This is a genomic window from Duganella kummerowiae (assembly GCF_053572355.1).
The window spans coordinates 253,624-273,731 of record NZ_JBKFEH010000017.1; the positions used below are offsets into that span (position 1 = coordinate 253,624).

Sequence of the window (20,108 nt, forward strand, 5' to 3'; positions counted from 1 at the left end):
AATTTTAGTCCAATCGGATCAATCCCCTGTCATCAAGCCGTCACCCCCGTCTTTTAATATGGAAGTTGCAATTTTCCAAGACATTTTGTCAACGGGGGCGCGGCGTTCCTGATCGCGGCGGCCCGGTAGACGCAGTTTGTTAATCCAACTTCGATCGGGAAAGCCCATGAAAAACATCCCCATGCCAGGACGCCGCACCGTGCTGGCCACGCTGCTGGCCAGCCTTAGCGCCTCGGCCTGCGCCACTTCCGATGTCGTCATCAGCCAGGTGTACGGCGGCGGCGGCAACTCGGGCGCCGTGTTCCGCTCCGACTTCATCGAGATCTTCAACCGCAGCGCGTCCGACGTCGCTATCGGCGGCTGGAGCGTGCAGTACGCCAGCACTTCCGGCACCACCTGGCAGGCCACCGCGATCCCGGCCGGCACCGTGCTCAAGGCGGGCCAATACTACCTGATCCAGGAAGCCACCGGCAGCAACACCAGCCAGACCGCGCTGACGCCCGACCTGACCGGCACCCTGGCCCTGAGCGGCACCAACGGCAAGGTGGCCCTGTCGAGCAGCACCACTGCGCTCAGCGGCAGCCAGCCCACCAGCAGCGCCCTGCGCGACCTGGTCAGCTTCGGCAGCGCGGCCGGCTGGGAAGGCGCGGCCGGCCCGGTCCTGGCCAACAACCTGGCCGCCCTGCGCGCCGATGAGGGCTGCATCGACACCGACAACAACGCCAGCGACTTTACCGCCGTGACCCCGGCACCGCGCAACACCAGCAGCGCGTTGCGCGACTGCCGCCTGCCGGCCGCCAAGCCCATCGTTGCGACTTGTCCTGCCACGCTGCCGCTGGCGCGCGGCACCAGCGGCGGCGCCACCCTGAGCGCCACCGACGCCGACGGCATCGTCAGCCGTGCCTCCATCACGGCCGGCGCCATTGCCGGCATCACCCTGACTGGCTTCCAGAACGACGGCCTGACCGGCGGCACCGCCACCGTCAGCCTGAGCGTGGCCAGCACCCTGGCCGTGGGCAGCTATCCGGTCACAGTCCAGTTCGGCAATGACCAGTCGCAGACCGTGTCCTGCAGCATCGCTGTCAGCGTCCAGGAACCGGCCGCCGTGACGCTCAGCATTCCGAAGATCCAGGGTAGCGGCGCCACCAGCGCGTATGCCAACACCATCCAGACCACCGAAGGCGTAGTGACCCTGAAAGTCCCTACCGGCTTCTTCCTGCAGGACGCCGCCGGCGACGGCGACCCGGCCACATCGGACGGCATCTTTGTCTACACCGGCAGCGCCACCAACTCGGTCAAGGCCGGCGACAAGGTGCGCGTCACCGGCACCGTGCAGGAATACACCCCGACCGGCGGCACCCGCTCCATGACGGAACTATCCAGCGTGACCGCCATCGTGCCCCAGGGCACAGGCAGCGTCAGCCCGACCATCATCAGCCTGCCGGCCGACCTGGCCCCGTACGAAGGCATGCTGGTGCAGTTCAGCCAGCCGTTGACCGTGTCGCAGCTGGAGTATGTGGGCGAGCGTGGCGAAGTCAGCCTGTCGTCCGGCCGCCTGGAAATCCCGACCAACCGCTACCCGGCACGCTCGGCCGAGGCCATCGCCCTGGCCGCCGAGAATGCCCGCAACCTGATCGTGCTGGATGACGGCACCACCGCCACTCCCAACCCCATCCCCTACATCGGCGCCGGCGACGGCTCGCTGCGCGTGGGCGACACCACCAGCGGCGTCACCGGCGTGGTCGACTACGCTACCGGCGGCGGCAACGTGGGCGTGTTCAAGCTGCAGCCTACCGTGGCGCCCGTGTTCTCGCAGGATAACCAGCGTACCAGCGCGCCGTCCCTGGCGGCCGGCAACGTCAAGGTGGCCAGCGCCAACGTCCTGAACTTCTTCACCACCTTCACCAACGGCAGCGACGACACAGGCGCCACCGGCCAGGGGTGCTCGCTGGGCAGCGTCGTGTCCAAGAGCAATTGCCGCGGCGCCGACAATATGGCCGAGTTCATCCGCCAGCGCGACAAGATCGTCAACGAGCTCAAAGCCATGGACGCCGATGTCTACGGCCTGATGGAAATCCAGAACAGCGTCAAGGACAATGGCGAGTACACGGTCAAGTACCTGGTCAAGGCGCTCAACGACGCTGTGGGCGTGCCCGGCACCTACGCCTACGTGCCGCGCCCGGCCAGCACCGGCACCGACGCCATCCGCGTGGCCATGATCTACAAGCCGGCCAAGCTGACCCTGGTGGGCGGCGCCCTGAGCGACGCCGATGACATCAACAACCGTCCGCCCATGGCCCAGACTTTCCGCACCGCCGACGGCGGCAAGTTCAGCCTGATCGTCAACCACCTGAAGTCCAAGGGCAGCTGCTCCACCAGCAGCAGCACTGATCCGCTCGACAAGGACCAGGGCGACAGCCAGAGCTGCTGGAACGCCACCCGCGTCAAGCAGGCGCAGCGCCTGGTCAACACCTTCGTGCCGCAGGTGGCGGCCGCCGCCGGCGACAACCGCGTGCTGCTGATCGGTGACTTCAATTCCTACGGCATGGAAGACCCGATCGCCGCCATCACCGCCAAGGGCTACGTCAACCAGCTGGAGCGCTTCGTGCGTCCGCGCGGCATGCCGTACTCCTTCGTGTTCGGCAGCACCTCGGGCTACCTGGACCACGCCCTGGCCAGCGCCGCCCTGAGCCCGGAAGTGGCCGACGTGACCGAATGGCACGTCAACGCCGACGAGCCGACCGTGATCGACTACAACACCGACGGCAAGGCCGTGGACCTGTACACGGCCTTGCCGTACCGCGCCTCAGACCATGACCCGGTGGTGATCAGCCTGAACCTGAAAGGCAGCTACACCGACATCGCCGCCAGCGTGCGCACCGCCGCCTCCGGCCTGGTGTACAACCGCGCCACCGGCAAGTTCACCGGCACCTTCAGCTTCACCAACACCAGCGGCGGCGTGCTGAACGGCCCGTTCCAGGTGCAGTTCGACGGCCTGACCGCGGGCGTCACCCTGGACAACGCCAGCGGCACCCACAACGGTGCGCCCTACATCACCGTGGGCAGCGGCCAGCTGGCGGCGGGCGCCACCGCCACCGTGACGCTGACCTTCACCAATCCGGCCAAGGCGGGCGTCAGCTACGCGGCCAAGATCTACAGCGGTACTTTCTAAGGAATCGAAGACATGAACGCGATCAACACCCGTTTCCGCCGCGGCCTGCTGGCCCTGGCCATGCTGGCCGCCAGCGCCGCCGCCTCGGCCGAGACCCTGCACGTGACCCTGGACACCAGCGCCTTTGGCTCCGGCCTGGGCTGGCTGGACCTGCAGTTCAATCCGGCCAACACCAGCGCGGCTGCCGCCTCCGTCACCCTGAGCAACTTCGTCGGCTTCAACAGCGGCGTGGCGCCCGAGGTGTGGGGCGACGTCAGCGGTTCGCTGGCCAGCGGCTATGTGATTTCCAACAGCGAGGCCTATAACGACCTGTTCCACTCGGTCTACCTGGGCAGCACGGTCAGCTTCGATGTCAGCTACAGCGGCGCCCTGGACAGCGCCGCCAATGGCTACCAGTCGGTGCTGGGGGTGAGCTTGTACGACGCCAGCTACAACCAGCTGGGCGCCACGGCCGCCAACGGCACCCTGGCGGAAATCTCCTACGCCGCGCCGGTGACGGCCGGCCAGAGCGTGACCGTGAACGCGGTCACCTATGACAGCAGCACCGTCAAGTCGGTGACCGCCGTGCCGGAACCGGAAAGCTGGCTGATGCTGGGCGCCGGCCTGGCCGTGCTGGGCTTCCTGCGCCGCCGCAAGGCTGCCTGAGCGGCACCCGCTGCACACCAAAACGGCACCTGGTCCGCCCTGCGCGGCCCGAGTGTCGTTTTTTCCCTACGGCGTACGCACGCCGGCCGCATAGCATACGGCTTCCGATTCGATAGTTATCCTGCGATATACCGTATATATATGCTCAGGATATAAATCCTCCAAAGAAATCATATTAGTAATGCATGTTTGCTTGATGCATAGTGAATCCGTCTTTCACTGCACCAGCTCACGGATAAGCCATGCATGCCCACATCCTCGTCGTCGAAAACGAGCCTGCGATACAGGAACTCATCGCCCACAACCTCGGCCTGGCCGGGCACCGCGTCAGCCGTGCCCCGGACGCCGAAAGCGCGCTGCTGATGATGGAGGAGGGCTTGCCCGACATGCTGCTGCTGGACTGGACCCTGCGCGGACAAAGCGGCATCGCCCTGATACGGCGCCTGCGTGCCCAGGCGCGCACGCGTGACCTGCCCATCATCATGCTGACGGCGCGCTGCGGCGAGGCCGACAAGATCCTGGCCCTGGAAAGCGGGGCCGACGATTACATGACCAAGCCCTTCAGCCCGCGCGAGATGGTGGCCCGGGTGCACGCGCTGCTGCGCCGCCGCCATCCGCACGCGGCGCCGGACACGGTGCAGATGGCCGGCCTGCGGCTGGACCCCAGCACCCAGCGCGTCACGGCCGGCAGCCGCGAGCTGGCCATGGGCCGGGTCGAATTCCGCCTGCTCAATTTCCTCATGCACCACCCGGAGCGCGTGCACAGCCGGGCCCAGCTGCTGGACCAGGTCTGGGGCCGCCAGGCCATCCTGGACGAGCGCACCGTGGACGCCCACGTGGGCCGCCTGCGCAGCGCGCTGCAGCCCAGCGGCCACCAGGAGCACATCGAAACCGTGCGTGGCAGCGGCTACCGCTTTGCCGTCAGCCATGGGGTGCTGGTATGAGCGTGGAAACGCTGGTGATCCTGAGCAAGCTGGAGCAGGAGTATCTGCTGCACGCCATCGAAGCGGCGCTGCCGGTGCGCGACTGCCGCCAGTTCTTCCTGTGGAGCCAGGGCCAGCTGCAGGCCCTGCTGCCGCACCAGGTGCTGGTGTGCCTGCAATTCGGCCCGGCGGACGAGCTGCTGCATGTGGAATGCCTGCACAGCACGGTGCTGGACGCCCGTCTGCTGAGCCGCCTCAGCCACGCCGAGGATGGCCTGGCGCTGCGCCTGGCGCGCCACTGCCGCGACGGCGTGCGCCTGCCGGCCATGCTGGACGCCGCCGGCCGGGGAGCGGACCAGGGGAGCGGCGCCGCGCCCCCGCTGGCCGCTTCGTTGGCCCCCTTCGCCGCCGAGCTGGCCGAGCTGGGGCTGGACAATGCGCTGCTGCACGGTACCGAGCGGCTGGCTGGCGGCTCCAGCGTGTTCGCGCTGTTTGGCCTGCCTTTCCGGCCGCGCGCGCGCCACGCCTATTTCCTCGAGCTGCTGCTGCCGCATTTGCATCTGGCCCTGCAACGAGTAGGCAGGCCGGGCGTCCAAACCGCCGCCGTGCGGCTGGCACGCCCGGTCAGCGCGCGTGAAGCGGAGATCCTGCACTGGGTGCGCGAAGGCAAGAGCAACGATGAGATCGGCCTGATCCTGGGCATCAGCGGCCTGACCGTGAAGAACCATTTGCAGCGCCTGTACCGGCTGCTGGGTGTCAGCAACCGCGCTCACGCCATCGCCCGCTGCATGGCGCTGAGGCTGTTCGAGCGCACGCCCGGCCAGCTGGCCAGGGCGGCATAGACAGCAATGTAAAAAAGATTGTCGGCATGGCAAACTGCATGGTAGCCTCTGCACTCGCACAGCCTGCGTGGGCGCCGATAAGGAGTGGTTGGAAATGCAAGTGGTAAAGTCGTTGAAGGGCGGGGCGCGTGGGTTCACCCTGCTGGAGCTGCTGGTGGTGATCGTGATCATCGGCTTGCTGGCGGCCTACGTGGGTCCCAAGTATTTTTCCCAGCTGGGCAAGTCCGAGGTGACCATCGCCAAGGCCCAGATCGAGGCCTTTGAAAAATCGCTCGACACCTACCGGCTGGACGTGGGCCGCTATCCGACCACGGACGAAGGCCTGGCCGCGCTGTTGACGGCGCCGCCCACGGCTGGCGCCAAGTGGAACGGTCCCTACCTGAAGAAAGGCGTGCCGCCCGATCCCTGGGGCCACCCTTACCAGTACAAATCGCCGGGCGCCAAGGGCGAGTTCGAGATCATCTCCCTAGGCCGCGACGGCCAGCCCGGCGGCGCCGGCGAGGATGCCGATATCAGCAATTCACAGTAACGTCGCCAGCAAGCCTTCCGTATGCAGTTCGATGTCCGCACCCTGTCGCCCGAGATGGTGATCAGCCATCTGGTGATCGACGGCCGCGATGAAGCCGACGCGCGCCGCCAGGCGGAGGCGCGCGGGCTGTTCGTGAGCGCCATCACGCCGGTGCGCGGGCTGCGGGCGCGCGCCGGAAAGCGCGGTGCGCTTTCCCTGGTGCTGTTCAGCCAGGAGCTGCTGGCGCTGCTGACGGCCGGCCTGGGCATCGTCGAGGCGCTGGAAGCCTTGCTGGAAAAGGAAGCCAGCCCCGCCACGCGCGGCGTGCTGGAGCGCCTGCTGGCCGGACTGCGCGAGGGCCAGCGCTTTTCCGCCGTGCTGGCCGATCAGCCGGAATTGTTCCCGCCCCTGTACGTGGGCATCGTGCGCGCGGCCGAGGGCACCTCGGACTTGCCGCGCTCGCTGTCCCGCTTCATCGATTACCAGCAGCGCATCGACCTGGTGCGCGGCAAGCTGGTGTCGGCCGCCATCTATCCCTGCATATTGCTGCTGGTGGGCGGCGGCGTGTCGCTGTTCCTGATCGGCTACGTGGTGCCGCGCTTTGCCGAAGTGTACCAGGGCGCCGGACGCAACCTGCCGTGGCTGTCGCAGCAAATGCTGAACTGGGGCCAGTTCGCCAGCCGCCACACGGTGCTGCTGCTGGCCGCCATCGCAGGCGTGCTGGCCGCGCTGGCGCTCGGCGTGCGCCACCTGCTGGCCCAGGGCGGCGTGGCCAGCCTGCTGGGGCGGCTGCCCGGCATTGGCGAGCGGGTGCGTATCTACGAACTGTCGCGTTTATATCTGACGCTGGGCATGCTGAGCGAGGGCGGCATCACCATCGTGCACGCCATCGAGACGGTGCAGGGCATGGTGTCGCCGGCCGTGCGCCAGGGCCTGCGCTCGGCGCGCGCCGCCATCGAGTCCGGCCTGCCGCTGTCGACCGCGTTCGAGGCCAGCCGGCTGACCACGCCCATCTCGCTGCGCATGCTGCGCGTGGGTGAGCGCACCGGCGACATGGGCCCCATGCTGACCCAATCGGCCGCCTTCTACGACGGCGAGATCGCGCGCTGGATAGACCGCTTCACGCGCACCTTCGAACCGCTGCTGATGGCCGCCATCGGCCTGGTGGTGGGCGCCATCGTGGTGCTGCTGTACATGCCGATATTCGACCTGGCCGGAGACATGGGATGAGCGCCACCGTGATAGACGCATCGGTGCTGGCCCGCGCGCGCGGCCTGCGGGCCCAGTCCAAGCGCACCCTGGTGGAGGAAGTGTCGGACCTGAACGGCATGGAGCCGCGCCAGGTGGTGCAGGCCCTGGCGGCGCCCTTCGGCCTGGCCGTGATGGAGACGGCCGACATGCTGGCCTGCACCCCGGCCTTCGACCTGCTGCCGCTGTCGCAGGCCATGGCGCGCCACACAGTGCTGCTGCGCGAGGGCGGCGGCAACGGGGCGTTAATTGGCGTGATCGCCGACCCCTTCGACCTCGACCTGCAGACCTGGCTGGGCACCCAGGCGCGCGCCAGCGCGCAGGCGCCGCTGCAACTGCGGCTGGCGCTGCAGGCCGACATCCAGGCCTATTTGTCCAAACAGGAGGAATCGGTGCGCGCCACCGACAGCCTGCTGCCCGGTGGCGGCGAGGGCCGGCGCGACGGCAAGACCGCCGCCGTGCTGTCGTTCGCCTCGGTGTCGGAAGCGGCCAGTCCGGCGGTGCGGCTGGTGAACTCCACCCTGTACGACGCGCTCAAGGCCGGCGCCTCCGACATCCACCTGGAAAGCACGGCCGGCGGCCTGGCCGTCAAGTACCGGGTGGACGGCGTGCTCGATCACGCCACCGCCGTCAACGGGGTGGACGTGGCCGAGCAGATCATCTCGCGCATCAAGGTGCTGGGCGAACTCGATATCGCCGAGCGCCGCATCCCGCAGGACGGCAGCTTCCGCGTGGAGGCGGGCGGACGCGAGATCGACTTGCGGGTCTCCATCATGCCCAGCATCCATGGCGAGGACGCCGTGATCCGTATCCTCGACAAGCGCGCCATGATAGAAGCCTACGGTTCGCTGACCCTGGAGGCGCTGGGCTTCGACGCGCCTTCGCTGGCCACCTTGCGCACCCTGGCGCAGGAAGCCTACGGCATGCTGCTGGTGACCGGCCCCACCGGCTCCGGCAAGACCACCACCCTGTATGCGGCCCTGACCGAAATCCACAACGGCCGCGAGAAAATCATCACCATCGAGGATCCGGTCGAGTACCAGCTGCCCGGCATCCTGCAGATTCCGGTCAACGAAAAGAAGGGGCTGACCTTCGCCAAAGGCCTGCGCTCCATCCTGCGCCACGACCCGGACAAGATCATGGTGGGCGAGATCCGCGACCGCGAGACGGCCGAAATTGCCGTGCAGTCGGCGCTGACCGGCCACCTGGTGCTGACCACGGTGCACGCCAATAACGTGTTCGATGTGTTCGGCCGCTTCACCCACATGGGCATAGACCCCTACGCCTTCGTGTCGGCCCTGAACGGCATCTGGGCCCAGCGCCTGATCCGCATCAACTGCCCGCACTGCGCGGCCGAGGTCACGCCCGACGCGCAGGAGCTGGCCAGCGTGGGCCTGACGCGTGAACAGGCCAGTGCATACCGCTTCATGGCCGGCAAGGGCTGCGGCGACTGCCGCGGCACCGGCTACAAGGGGCGCCGTTCCATTGCCGAGATACTGACCCTGAACGACGAGATACGTGAACTGATCGTGGACAAGCGGCCCATCCGCCAGATCAAGCAGGCCGCCTACGACAACGGCACCCGCAGCCTGCGCCAGGCGGCGCTGGAGCTGGTCAGGCGCGGCGGCACCACGCTGGCCGAAATCAAGCGGGTGACCCTGCATGCGTAGGGCGATAGGACAGGCGCTGCGCATCGGCGTCGCGCCGCAAGCCGTGAGCCTGGTGCGCACCAGCCGCTGGCGCGGCGCACCCTGGACCGTGCTGGCCGAACAGGCCATCGCGCCGTCCACGCTCGATCCCCACGCAGCGGTGGCCCAGGCGCTGCGGGTGCTGCTGGATGAGCACCAGCTGCAGGGCTGGCCCGCCAGCGTGGTGCTGGACCAGGGCTGGAGCCGCATGTGGCGCGTGACGCCGCCGGCCGGCGCCGGCCGCCTGGCCGACCTGGAGGGGGCGGCCGGACTGCGCTTCCAGGCCCTGTACGGCGAGCCGCCGTCCGCCTGGCGGATCAGCGCCGACTGGGATGCGCAGCGCCCGTTCTTCGCCGCCGCCGTGCCGCGCGTGCTGCTGGAACACCTGGAGCTGGTGGCGCGCGAACGCAGGCTGGCGCTGGTCGCCATCGAGCCGCACTTCGTCGCGGCCTGGAACCGCTGGCGGCGCGGCCTCCAGCCGGGCGCCTGGTTCGGCCTGGTGCACGGACAGCTGCTGACCCTGGCCGTGATGAACGGGGACGGCATGCTGGCCTTGCGCCCGCTGCCGGTGCCGGTGGGGGCCGGCCATGACTGGCTGGCCCAGGCCGTGGCGCGCGAGGCGCTGCTGCAGGATGTGGAGGCGCCGCGCATGCTGCAGCTGTGCGGCGCGGTGCCTGGCGACTGGCTGCGCGCGGATGGCGCTACGCTGCAATGCGCGGCCCTGGAGCCGGCGCGCGGCGGCGCCGATGCGCGCAGCGACGCCGTCCTGCTGGCCTGCATGGGAGGGAGGGTATGAGGCGCATGCAGATCGACTTCGCCGCGTCCGGCGTGCGGCGCAGCCTGTACCGTTTGCATCCGGCGCTGGGCGCGGCCGCTGTGCTGGGCCTGCTGCTGTGCGTGGGCGCGGCGGTGGGCGGCTGGAAGCTGCTGGAGCAGCAGCGCGAACGGGAGCGCCAGCTGCGCCACCAGATGGAACGCTACACGCGCCTGGCCGCCGCGCCGGCGCCGGTGGCCAGGACTGTCATCCCGCAGGCGCAGGCTGTATTTGTCAACGCCGCCATTGGCCAGCTCAACCTGCCGTGGCGCGAACTGATGGACGCGGTGGCGGCCGCCACGCCGCGTTCCGTGGCGCTGCTGGCCCTGGAACCGGACGCCCGCAAGCAGGTGCTCAAGATCACGGCCGAGGCCAGGGGCAGCGACGAGATGGTGGCCTATATCGAGGAGCTCAAGCAGCAGGACGTGTTCAGCAGCGTGCTGCTGACACGGCATGAGATCGGCGAGCAGGACCCCAACCACCCGCTGCGTTTCCAGCTGGAAGCCGCGTGGAGCGCGCGATGAAGGCAGCGATGGAAAACCTCAACCTGGGGCCGCAGCTGCTGCGCGCGCGCCTGCTGCTGCAACGGGCCGGCGCTGCGCCCTGCATCGCGGCCGGCGTGTCCGTGCTGGGTATTGCTGCCTGGGCCTGGCTGCTGCCGCAGCGCGCCGAGCAGGCGCGCGTGATGGCGCAGCCGCTGCCGGCGCCGTCCACGCTGGTGGTGGCGCCGCCTCCGCCGACAGCCAACCAGAACCTGGCCGCCTTCTACGAGGTGCTGGGCGAGCAGCGCTACGCCGAGCAGCAGGTCAAGCTGCTGTTCGACCTGGCCGCCAAATCCGGACTCGTGTTGAGCCAAGGTGAGTACAAGGCCGGCTACGACAAGGCCAGCCAGGTCGCCACCTACCAGATCCTGTTGCCGGTCAAGGGGCAGTACAACGCCATCTGGCAATTCAGCATGCAGGCCCTGCGCGCCATGCCGTTCGCAGCCCTGGACGAGATCAGCCTGCGGCGCGACGCCATTGCCGATCCGGCCGTCGAAGCGCGGCTGCGTTTCACGCTGTATCTCAAGCCCCCGGCGGCGGCGGTGCCGCCATGAAGCCGCTGCACATCGCCATGGGCGTGGCGCTGCTGGCGGCGGCCGGGCTGGCCCTGTTCGGCGACAAGACGCCATCCACCGAGGTGGCGGAAGCCGTGGTGCGGACGGAAACTCCGCGCCCCGCGCCGCGCGTCCGCGAGGATGGCGCGCAGGCCGGCAAGCCGGCCGCCGGCGCCGATACCGCCATCCTGCAGCTGCGCCCGCGCGCCGAGCTGGTCGGGGAGGCCGGCGAGGCCGCCTTCGCCTCGGGCGAGGGCATCTTCCTGGGCCAGAATTTCAACCCGCCGCCGCCCACCGCCGCCCAGCTGCAGGCCGCGACGCCGCCGCCTCCACCGCCGCAGGCGCCGCCGCTGCCGTTCACCTACATAGGCAAGGCGGCCCAGGCGGGCGCCTGGGAAGTCTACCTGGCGCGCGGCGACAAGGTGTATGTGGCGCGCCTGCAGGCCGTGATCGACGGCGTGTACCGGGTGGACGCCATCGCGCCGCCGTTTCTTACCCTGACCTACCTGCCCATGAACCAGGTACAACAGCTCAATATTGGAGTCCTAGAGTGATGTCCCGTCCACCACGAGTGCTGGCCCGCCTGGGCCGCCGCGCCGCCCTGCCGGCCCTGATTGCGCTGGCGCTGTCCGGCTGCGCCGCGCAAATGGCCTACCGCGACGGCCGCGACCTGGTGGCCAGGGACCAGGTCGAGGCCGGGCTGGCCAAGTACCAGCAGGCCATTGCGGCCGATCCCGGCAATGCAGAATACCGCGCCGCCTACCTGCAGGCGCGCGACCGCGCCATCAAGCGCTACCTGGACCTGGCCGAGCGCCAGATGGCCGACGGCCAGCCCGAACTGGCGGAACAGAATCTGCGCCGGGCGCTGGCGCTCGATGGCCTCAACGAACGCGCGCGCGCCGACCTGCGCCAGCTGGACGCCGACCAGCGCATCAACAAGCTCGTTGCCGATGCCGCCGCCCACGCCGAGCGCGCCGAGTACGACCTGGCCAGGCAAAAGCTGAACGCGGTGCTGACCGAGCGCCCCACCGACGAGAAGGCGCGCAAGCTGCTGCGCGAGGTGCAGGACAAGAGCGCGCCGCCGGCCCAGGAAACCGGGCTGGCGAAAGCCTACAAGCAGCCCATCACCATCGAGTTCCGCGACGCCCCGCTCAAGCAGGTGTTCGAGGTGATCTCGCGCCGCTCGGGCCTGAACTTCGTGTTCGACAAGGACGTCAAGACCGACCAGCGCGCCTCCATCTTCCTGAAGAACAGCACGGTGGAATCGGCCATCTACTTCCTGCTGGTGACCAACCAGCTGGAGCAGCAAGTCATGGACGGCAACACCATCCTGATCTACCCCAACGTGGCGGCCAAGATCAAGGAATACCAGGAGATGACCATCAAGACCTTCTTCCTCGCCAACGCCGAGGCCAAGCTGGTCGCCAACACCCTCAAGACCATCCTCAAGACGCGCGACGTGGTGGTCGATGAAAAGCTGAATCTGCTGATCGTGCGCGACAGCCCGGAAGGCATACGCCTGGCCGAGCGCCTGATCGCCACCCAGGACCTGCCGGAGGCGGAGGTCATGCTGGACGTGGAAATCCTGGAGGTCAAGCGCTCCCGTTTGATGGACCTGGGTGTGCTGTGGCCGACGTCGGTAAGCCTGTCGCCCATCGCCACCAGCAGCGGCACGCTGACCATCAACGACCTGCGCAACCTGAACGGCAACACCATCGGCGTGAGCAGTCTCACCGCCAAGATCAACGCCAACGCCACCGACAGCGACAGCAACCTGCTGGCCAATCCGCGCATCCGCGTGCGCAACAAGGAAAAGGCCAAGGTGGTCATCGGCGACAAGGTGCCGGTGATTACCACCACGGTGTCGTCCGGCGTGGGCGGCTTCGCCAGCGACTCGGTCAACTACGTGGACGTGGGCCTGACCCTGAACGCCGAGCCCACCATCTACCTGAACAACGAGGTGGCGATCCGCGTCCAGCTGGAGGTCAGCAACCTGGTCTCCACCATCACCACCAAGAATGGCAGCACGGCCTACCAGATCGGTACCCGCCAGGCGTCCACCATGCTGCAGCTCAAGGATGGCGAGAACCAGGTGCTGGCCGGCCTGATCAACAGCGAGGAGCGCGGCTCGGCCGACAAGATCCCCGGCGCCGGCGATTTGCCGCTGATCGGCCGCCTGTTCGGCAGCAAGCATGACGACAACCAGAAGACCGAGATCGTGCTGTCGATCACGCCGCACCTGATCCGCAATGTGCAGCGTCCGGAAGCCTCGGCCTCGGAATTCTCGGCCGGCACGGAATCGAGCTTCCGGCGCCGTCCCGACCTGAGCGCGCGGCCGCCGGCCCAGCTGCCGCCAGCCGGCGGCGCCCGTCCGGCCGCGCTGCCCGCGCCAGCCGCCAGCGCCACCCCGGCCACACCAGCGAGCGGAGCGGAAACGGCGCCGGTCAGCGCGCCGGTCACCGTCATGCCGGTGCTGAACGCGCCCATGCAAGCGTCGCCGCCGCCACAGTCCAACGTGCAGCCCGGACCGCTGCCGCCATCCGACACCCAACCGCAGCCGGTGGCGCCGGCGCCGCCAGCCGCGCCGCCGAAAGGACAGTAATGGCCAGCGCCGGGCGCCCCAGCGGTTTCACGCTGATCGAACTGCTGGTCACGCTGGCCGTCATGGGCCTGCTGGGCGCCCTGGTGGTGCCGGCGGCCCAGGTAGTGGTGCAGCGCCGCCAGGAGCAGGAGCTGCGCGAAGGGCTGCGCGAGATCCGCCAGGCCATCGACGCCTACAAGCTGGCCTATGACCAGGGCCGCATCGTCAAGACCCTGGGCGCCAGCGGCTATCCCAAGTCGCTGGAGGTGCTGGTGCAGGGCGTGCCGGACCAGCAGCATCCCAGGCATGTGAAGATGTACTTCCTGCGGCGCGTGCCGCGCGATCCCTTCAACCCCGACACCACGATCAGCGAGGCCGCGTCCTGGGGCAAGCGCAGCTACGCCAGCGAAGCGGACGACCCGCGCGAGGGCGAGGATGTCTACGACGTCTACAGCACCAGCGACAAGCCGGGCCTGAATGGCGTCCCTTACCGCAGGTGGTGACCATGCGCTCCCGTGGCTTTACCCTGATCGAACTGCTGGTGGTGCTGGGCATCGTGGCCCTGATGCTGACCTTGGCCGTGCCGCGCTACTTCCCCAGCATAGACCGCTCGAAGGAGATCGTCCTGGCCGACAATCTGCGCAGCCTGCGCCACGTGATCGACCAGTACTATGGCGACACCGGCCGCTATCCGGACTCGCTGGACCAGCTGGTGGAGAAAAAATACCTGCGCGAGCTGCCGGTCGATCCGGTCACGGACAGCAGCACCAGCTGGATCATCGTGCCGCCCGAGGATGGCGCCAAGGGCGGCGTCTACAACGTGCGCAGCGGCGCGCCCGGCAATGACCGCAACGGCAAGCCTTACGCGGAATGGTAGCGCGGTCCGCACGGCGCGCCGGCGCCGGCTTCACCTATGTCAGCGTGATGGTGCTGGTGGCCGTGATCGCGCTGGCGGGGGCGGCCACGCTCAAGCTGGGCTCCGTGCTGCAGCGCAGCCGGCTGGAGGCCGAGCTGCTGGCCATAGGCGCGGAATACGCCGATGCGCTGCAAAGCTATGCCGACGCCACCCCTGCCGGCCAGCCTACCCAGCCGCGTTCATTCAAGGAATTGCTGCGCGATCCGCGCAGCAGCACGCTCAAGCGCCATTTGCGCCGCATCTATGTCGATCCGCTGACCGGCAGCGCAGAGTGGGGCATCGTGTACGCGGGCGACAAGACGGGCATCGTGGCCATCTACAGCCTGTCGGATGCGAAGGCCGTCAAGATAGGTAACTTCCCCGAGCGTTTCCGCGCCTTCGAGGGCCGTACCAAGGTGTCGGACTGGAAGTTCACCGCCGCTGGCAAGCCGGCCGGCACGGCGCAGCAGCAGGCCGCCAACGCTGGCGCAAACCAGGGGACGGCCAATCCGGGGACGGCCAATCCGGGGACGGCCAACCCGGGGACGGCCAATCCGGCGCTGCAGCAGCCGGGCTCGCTATTCCCCGCCACGCCCGCCACGCCGCCCGTCCCGCAGCAGGACGGCCCCGCACCGGAACCGGCGCCGCCTCCCGACGCGCCGCCGCCGGATGCCCCGCAGCCGGAGAAACCGGCATCCCAGCCGGACCAGCCGCCGCAGGAGCCGCCCGACCCGGCCAGGGACGTGGAAAACGCGCCCCCAACTGCCAAGCCCCAGCAGCGCTGACCACCGGCTCGGAACGGCTTCAACATGACCATGGCGTGGTTGGCCTTGCCGCGCATGCGCACTGCTTGCGGTGTCCCGGCCCTGGCCGGCGCCTCGTCCAGCAGGGCTTGAATCGGGTCCTCAGCGCGCAATGCGCTTGAAGTCGCGCAGGCGGAAGCCCATGGCCAGCAGGGCGGCAAAGTACACCCCGGCGCAGGCGCCGACCAGCAGCAGCAGGGCGCCCAGGCGCAGGAAGGCATGCTCGCGCAGGCCCAGCCAGTCGATCTGGCTGTTGCCGAACCAGGCTGCCGCGCCCATCACGGCGCTGGCCAGCAGCACCTTGGTGAAGAAGCCGGTCCAGCCCGGACGGGGACGGTAGGTGCCGTTGCGGCGCAGGCCGCGGTACAGGAAGGCCGCGTTGATGGAGGCGCCGATACCGATGGACAGGGCCAGCCCGGCCACCTGCAGCAAGGGCACGAACACCAGGTTCATCAGCTGTGTCACCAGCAGCACCATGATGGCGATGCGCACCGGGGTGCGGATATCCTGCTTGGCGTAAAAGGCCGGCGCCAGGATCTTGACCAGGATGATGCCCAGCAGGCCGGCCGCATAGGCGATCAGCGGGCGCGCCGATTGGGTGGCTGCTTCATCGGTGAATTTACCGTAATGGAACAGGGTGGCGATCATGGGCTCGGCCAGGGTGGCGATGCCGACCGCCGCCGGCAGGGCCAGCAGGAAAGTCAGGCGCAGGCCCCAGTCCAGCAGGTCGGAGTATTCTTCGTGGTCGCCCTCGCTGTTGGCCTTGGACAGGCTGGGCAGCAGGATGGTGCCCAGCGCCACGCCCAGCAGGGCGGTGGGGAATTCCATCAGGCGGTCGGCGTAGGACAGCCAGGAAATGCTGCCCTCGGGCAGGTGGGAGGCGATGCTCATGTTGATCAGCAGGCTGAGCTGGGCCGCCGAGACGGCAAACACGGCCGGTCCCATCTTGCGCAGCACGCGCCGCACGCCGGGATCGTTGAGGCCGCCCAGCGGATTGATCGACAGGCGCGGCAGCATGCCGATGCGCACCAGGGCCGGTATCTGTATCGCCACCTGCAGCACGCCGCCCACGAACACGGCAATCGCCATGGCGTAGATGGGCTGCTCCAGGTGCTGCTGCAGGAACAGCGAAGCCAGGATGGAACTGATGTTCAGCAGCACCGGCGTGAAGGCCGGGACCTTGAATTCGCGCCAGGTGTTGAGGATGCCCCCGGCCAGGGCCACGAAGGCCATGAAGCTAATATAAGGGAACATCACGCGCGTCATCCAGACGGCGGCCTCGAAGTCGTGCGGATTCTTTTCCAGGCCGCCGGCCACCAGGTACAGGAAGGCTGGCGCGGCAATGATGCCCAGCGCCGTGACCGCCAGCGTGGCCCAGATCAGGATGTTGCCCACATGGTCGGCCAGGCGCTTGCTGGCCGCTTGCCCCTGCTTGTTCTTGTACTCGGCCAGGATGGGCACGAAGGCTTGCGAGAAAGCGCCTTCGGCAAACAGGCGGCGCAGCAGGTTGGGGATGCGGAACGCCACGATGTAGGCGTCGGTCAGCCCGTCGGCGCCAAAGGCGCGGGCGATCAGGGTTTCGCGCAGAAGGCCGGTGATGCGCGACAGCATGGTCATGCTGGAAATGGCCGACAGGGTTCTAAGCAGGTTCATGGGCGGTGATTATAGCGGCGTGCCCCGCCTCGCGGCTGGCATGGCAAAAGTTTATCGAAATTTATCTTTCGCCACGCCGTTGCCCTTCCGCGAATTTTGCAATTGATCCTGGCACGGAACTTGGTTATAATCGCAGGCTGTACAGAATTCTGCTATGCAGACAACAATTGTTTGGCATGCAGCAGTTTGACTCACAAGGTCGGCATCTACCGGCCGGACTTGTTTGACAAACAATTATGTTTGCAAACGCACCTTTACACTGTTCTAGGAAATTTCATGGCAAATACCGCACAAGCGCGCAAACGCGCTCGCCAGGCTGTTAAGCAAAACGCCCACAACTCGGCCCAGCGCTCGACCCTGCGCACCGCTATCAAAGCTGCCCGCAAAGCCATCCAGGCTGGCGACAAGGCCGCTGCTACCGCAATCTTCCAGGCTTCCGTGTCGACCATCGACAGCATCGCCGACAAGAAGATCATCCACAAAAACAAGGCCGCTCGCCACAAGAGCCGCCTGGCAGCTGCCCTGAAAGCACTGTCCGCTTAATTGATGTAATGCGGCCCAGGCCGCATTAATCGATACAGCAAGAACCCGCCCGGCCATGGCCCGGCGGGTTTTGTCGTTTGGGTCAGCGTAATTCAGAAGGGGCGACTTCCATCCACTCGCCCGGCATCAAGGGATGGCTGGCCAGCGAGATGGCGCCTATGCTGCTGCGTACCAGGCGCAGGGTGGGCAGGCCGACGGCCGCCGTCATGCGGCGAACCTGGCGGTTTTTCCCTTCCTGCAGGGTGATGGCCAGCCAACTGGTGGGCTGGCTGGCGCGCTGGCGTATGGGGGGATTGCGCGGCCACAGCCAGTCTGGCTCGGCGATGCGGACGGCCTGGCAGGGCAGGGTGGTGAAGTCGCCCAGGTCGATGGGGGCCTGCAGGCGCGCCAGCGTGGCCGCGTCGGGCACGCCGTCGACCTGCACCAGGTAGGTCTTGGGCTGCTTGTGGTCCGGGTGGGCGATGTCGTGCTGCAGCTTGCCGTCGTCGGTCAGCAGCAGCAGGCCTTCGCTGTCGGCGTCCAGGCGTCCGGCCGGGTAAATGTTGGGGATATCGAGGTAGTCGGCCAGGGTCTGGCGTTCGCCGTCGCCGGAAAACTGGCACAGTACCTGGAAGGGCTTGTTGAAGAGTATGAGTGACATGCCGATATGGTACTCTGCCAGGCGCCTGGCCGGTTCAAAAACCTTGGCGGCTTGTAAAATAGTCGTGCATAATAAGACAGCGTCTTATGTCTTATACAAGACTGATCCCTATCGGAGAACATGATGTACCAACATATCCAAGTCCCTGCCGGCGGCCAGAAAATCACCGCCAACGCCGATTGCAGCCTGAACGTGCCGCTCAACCCCATCATCCCCTACATCGAGGGCGACGGGGTAGGCGCCGACATCAGCCCGGTGATGCTGAAGGTGATCGACGCGGCGGTGGACAAGGCCTATGGCGGCGAGCGCAAGATACACTGGATGGAGATCTACGCAGGCGAGAAGGCCACCCGCCTGTATGGCGCCGACGTGTGGCTGCCGCAGGAAACCCTGGAAGTGGTGCGCGATTACCTGGTCTCCATCAAGGGCCCGCTGACCACGCCGGTGGGCGGCGGCATCCGTTCCCTCAACGTACAGCTGCGCCAGGAACTGGACCTGTACGTGTGCCTGCGCCCGGTGCGCTATTTCCGCGGCGTGCCGTCGCCGCTGAAGGAGCCGGAAAAGACCAATATGGTGATCTTCCGTGAGAACTCGGAAGACATCTACGCCGGCATCGAATACGCGGCCGGTTCGGACGGCGCGCGCAAGCTGATACGCTTCCTCACCGAGGACATGGGCGTCAAGAAAATCCGCTTCCCGGACAGTTCCGGCATTGGCGTCAAGCCGGTCTCGCGCGAGGGTACCGAGCGCCTGGTGCGCAAGGCGATACAGTACGCCATCGACAACGACAAGCCCTCGGTGACCATTGTCCACAAGGGCAACATCATGAAATTCACCGAAGGCGGCTTCCGCGACTGGGCCTACGCGCTGGCGCAGAAGGAATTCGGAGCCCAGCTGATCGACGGCGGCCCATGGTGCAAGTTCAAGAACCCCAAGACCGGGCGCGATATCACCATCAAGGATTCCATTGCCGACGCCTTCCTGCAGCAGATCCTCATGCGTCCGGCCGAGTACAGCGTGATCGCCACCCTGAACCTGAATGGCGACTACATCTCGGACGCGCTGGCGGCCCAGGTGGGCGGCATCGGCATTGCGCCGGGCGCCAACATGTCGGACTCGGTGGCCATGTTCGAGGCGACCCACGGCACCGCGCCCAAGTACGCGGGCAAGGATTACGTGAATCCGGGTTCCATGATCTTGTCAGCCGAGATGATGCTGCGCCACATGGGCTGGACCGAAGCGGCCGACCTGATCATCCGCTCCATGGAAAAAGCCATCACCTCGAAACAGGTCACCTACGACTTCGCCCGCTTGCTGGAAGGCGCCAACCAGCTGTCCTGCTCCGGCTTCGGCAATGTGATGATCGAGCAGATGTAAGGCCAGGTGTCACTGTATTCCCCTGTTCCTGTCGGGACAGGGGATGATGGAGAAGTTTGATACGCCAAGCCGCTTTCAACGGAAGCCATGGGCCTCACTTGCCCACGTATTACTTTTCGATGTGTGTTGGCTCGACAGGATCCTTGTTTACTCGGCGCTCGAACTCGCCTATTAGTTCGCTGTAGCGGTCCGCTGCAGCGCGATCAAGGGTAACCTCGCCGCAGTGGGCGCAATGATAGCCGCTGACGGCTGGAATAATGGTGGTTTTTCCCCTGTAGGTGTAAGGCAGATTGCGGGTCGCGTATTCTGGGAACGGTGCACCGCATACGGGACAGTTTTTCATGTCACAGCTCCTTGAACGAAACGATCAGTACATCATTGATGACCGTCACCTTGATGTAGAGCGCTATCCCGTCTGCCGTCATTCCATGATAGACATCCTGCCATATCCGATGGTCCAGATGGCTTGTCATGCTCTTGTAGAAATCCGCAGGCGTCAGGGATAAAAGAATTTCGCACATCCCCTGTAGGGTGGTGATGCCGACACCGCGTGCGTCGCGCATAGCCGTGTTCGTTGCGAGGACTCTGCCGGCCGTCACCAATGCCTTCACCTTGCTCAGTTTGCAGTGTGGCGTGTGCTTTTCCATGATCATACTAGCCTAAAAGGCCAATGTAACCAA

The 20,108-nt window shown here is 66.9% G+C and carries 21 protein-coding genes; 17 read left to right on the forward strand and 4 right to left on the reverse strand.

Features of this window, described 5'->3' with window-relative positions; genetic code table 11:
• The first annotated feature begins 166 nt into the window (after window positions 1-166).
• From ACLB1G_RS22625 to ACLB1G_RS22695, 15 genes are all read left to right on the forward strand, one after another.
• Window positions 167-3,172 carry an ExeM/NucH family extracellular endonuclease gene (locus tag ACLB1G_RS22625; protein WP_491629500.1) on the forward strand — a complete coding sequence of 1,002 codons (3,006 nt, stop codon included), beginning with the start codon at window positions 167-169 and terminating at the stop codon, window positions 3,170-3,172.
• 12 nt (window positions 3,173-3,184) lie between these two features.
• Window positions 3,185-3,817 (forward strand): NF038129 family PEP-CTERM protein, encoded by a 633-nt coding sequence (locus ACLB1G_RS22630; RefSeq protein WP_491629501.1) that lies wholly within the window; start codon window positions 3,185-3,187, stop codon window positions 3,815-3,817.
• A 242-nt stretch (window positions 3,818-4,059) separates the two neighbouring features.
• On the forward strand, window positions 4,060-4,761 hold the full coding sequence (gene phoB, locus ACLB1G_RS22635) for a phosphate regulon transcriptional regulator PhoB (RefSeq protein WP_491629502.1): 702 nt from the start codon (window positions 4,060-4,062) through the stop codon (window positions 4,759-4,761).
• Window positions 4,758-5,582, forward strand: a complete 825-nt coding sequence (epsA, locus tag ACLB1G_RS22640) for an XrtB/PEP-CTERM-associated transcriptional regulator EpsA (RefSeq protein WP_491629503.1) — start codon at window positions 4,758-4,760, stop codon at window positions 5,580-5,582. Before phoB ends, epsA begins: the two co-directional genes overlap by 4 nt.
• Before the next feature lie 94 nt (window positions 5,583-5,676).
• On the forward strand, window positions 5,677-6,111 hold the full coding sequence (gspG, locus tag ACLB1G_RS22645) for a type II secretion system major pseudopilin GspG (RefSeq protein ID WP_491629504.1): 435 nt from the start codon (window positions 5,677-5,679) through the stop codon (window positions 6,109-6,111).
• 21 nt (window positions 6,112-6,132) lie between these two features.
• Window positions 6,133-7,320: a type II secretion system F family protein gene (locus ACLB1G_RS22650; RefSeq protein ID WP_491629505.1), complete on the forward strand. Its 1,188-nt coding sequence runs from the start codon at window positions 6,133-6,135 to the stop codon at window positions 7,318-7,320.
• Window positions 7,317-9,008, forward strand: a complete 1,692-nt coding sequence (locus ACLB1G_RS22655; protein WP_491629506.1) for a GspE/PulE family protein — start codon at window positions 7,317-7,319, stop codon at window positions 9,006-9,008. Before ACLB1G_RS22650 ends, ACLB1G_RS22655 begins: the two co-directional genes overlap by 4 nt.
• Entirely contained in the window at window positions 9,001-9,822 is an 822-nt protein-coding gene (locus tag ACLB1G_RS22660) for a hypothetical protein (protein ID WP_491629507.1), read from the forward strand. Before ACLB1G_RS22655 ends, ACLB1G_RS22660 begins: the two co-directional genes overlap by 8 nt.
• Window positions 9,819-10,364: a PilN domain-containing protein gene (locus ACLB1G_RS22665; RefSeq protein WP_491629508.1), complete on the forward strand. Its 546-nt coding sequence runs from the start codon at window positions 9,819-9,821 to the stop codon at window positions 10,362-10,364. Before ACLB1G_RS22660 ends, ACLB1G_RS22665 begins: the two co-directional genes overlap by 4 nt.
• Window positions 10,361-10,936 (forward strand): hypothetical protein, encoded by a 576-nt coding sequence (locus ACLB1G_RS22670; protein ID WP_491629509.1) that lies wholly within the window; start codon window positions 10,361-10,363, stop codon window positions 10,934-10,936. Before ACLB1G_RS22665 ends, ACLB1G_RS22670 begins: the two co-directional genes overlap by 4 nt.
• Entirely contained in the window at window positions 10,933-11,490 is a 558-nt protein-coding gene (locus tag ACLB1G_RS22675) for a hypothetical protein (RefSeq protein WP_491629510.1), read from the forward strand. Before ACLB1G_RS22670 ends, ACLB1G_RS22675 begins: the two co-directional genes overlap by 4 nt.
• Entirely contained in the window at window positions 11,490-13,538 is a 2,049-nt protein-coding gene (locus ACLB1G_RS22680) for a secretin GspD/PilQ domain-containing protein (protein ID WP_491629511.1), read from the forward strand. The genes ACLB1G_RS22675 and ACLB1G_RS22680 overlap by 1 nt, the downstream gene beginning before the upstream one ends.
• Window positions 13,538-14,020 carry a type II secretion system protein gene (locus ACLB1G_RS22685; protein WP_491629512.1) on the forward strand — a complete coding sequence of 161 codons (483 nt, stop codon included), beginning with the start codon at window positions 13,538-13,540 and terminating at the stop codon, window positions 14,018-14,020. The genes ACLB1G_RS22680 and ACLB1G_RS22685 overlap by 1 nt, the downstream gene beginning before the upstream one ends.
• 2 nt (window positions 14,021-14,022) lie before the next feature.
• Window positions 14,023-14,394, forward strand: a complete 372-nt coding sequence (locus ACLB1G_RS22690) for a type II secretion system protein (RefSeq protein WP_491629513.1) — start codon at window positions 14,023-14,025, stop codon at window positions 14,392-14,394.
• Window positions 14,388-15,197 carry a type II secretion system protein gene (locus tag ACLB1G_RS22695; protein WP_491629514.1) on the forward strand — a complete coding sequence of 270 codons (810 nt, stop codon included), beginning with the start codon at window positions 14,388-14,390 and terminating at the stop codon, window positions 15,195-15,197. Before ACLB1G_RS22690 ends, ACLB1G_RS22695 begins: the two co-directional genes overlap by 7 nt.
• A 120-nt stretch (window positions 15,198-15,317) precedes the next feature.
• Here ACLB1G_RS22695 and murJ read toward each other — a convergent pair whose 3' ends face one another.
• The gene (gene murJ / locus ACLB1G_RS22700; RefSeq protein WP_491629515.1) at window positions 15,318-16,868 is read right to left on the reverse strand and encodes a murein biosynthesis integral membrane protein MurJ; all 1,551 of its coding nucleotides are present in this window, start codon (window positions 16,866-16,868) and stop codon (window positions 15,318-15,320) included.
• A gap of 276 nt (window positions 16,869-17,144) precedes the next feature.
• On the opposite strand from murJ, the gene rpsT reads away from it, so the two are divergent.
• The gene (gene rpsT / locus ACLB1G_RS22705) at window positions 17,145-17,411 is read left to right on the forward strand and encodes a 30S ribosomal protein S20 (RefSeq protein ID WP_093559946.1); all 267 of its coding nucleotides are present in this window, start codon (window positions 17,145-17,147) and stop codon (window positions 17,409-17,411) included.
• 82 nt (window positions 17,412-17,493) lie between these two features.
• Here rpsT and ACLB1G_RS22710 read toward each other — a convergent pair whose 3' ends face one another.
• Window positions 17,494-18,051, reverse strand: a complete 558-nt coding sequence (locus tag ACLB1G_RS22710; RefSeq protein WP_491629516.1) for a pseudouridine synthase — start codon at window positions 18,049-18,051, stop codon at window positions 17,494-17,496.
• Between the two features lie 123 nt (window positions 18,052-18,174).
• Here ACLB1G_RS22710 and icd point away from each other — a divergent pair, with 123 nt between their 5' ends.
• On the forward strand, window positions 18,175-19,428 hold the full coding sequence (gene icd, locus ACLB1G_RS22715; RefSeq protein ID WP_491629575.1) for an NADP-dependent isocitrate dehydrogenase: 1,254 nt from the start codon (window positions 18,175-18,177) through the stop codon (window positions 19,426-19,428).
• A 109-nt stretch (window positions 19,429-19,537) separates the two neighbouring features.
• Here icd and ACLB1G_RS22720 read toward each other — a convergent pair whose 3' ends face one another.
• Together ACLB1G_RS22720 and ACLB1G_RS22725 are read right to left on the reverse strand one after the other, a co-directional pair.
• Window positions 19,538-19,771 carry a type II toxin-antitoxin system MqsA family antitoxin gene (locus tag ACLB1G_RS22720; protein ID WP_491629517.1) on the reverse strand — a complete coding sequence of 78 codons (234 nt, stop codon included), beginning with the start codon at window positions 19,769-19,771 and terminating at the stop codon, window positions 19,538-19,540.
• Between the two features lies 1 nt (window position 19,772).
• Window positions 19,773-20,075: a type II toxin-antitoxin system MqsR family toxin gene (locus ACLB1G_RS22725; protein WP_491629576.1), complete on the reverse strand. Its 303-nt coding sequence runs from the start codon at window positions 20,073-20,075 to the stop codon at window positions 19,773-19,775.
• Between the last annotated feature and the right edge of the window lie 33 nt (window positions 20,076-20,108).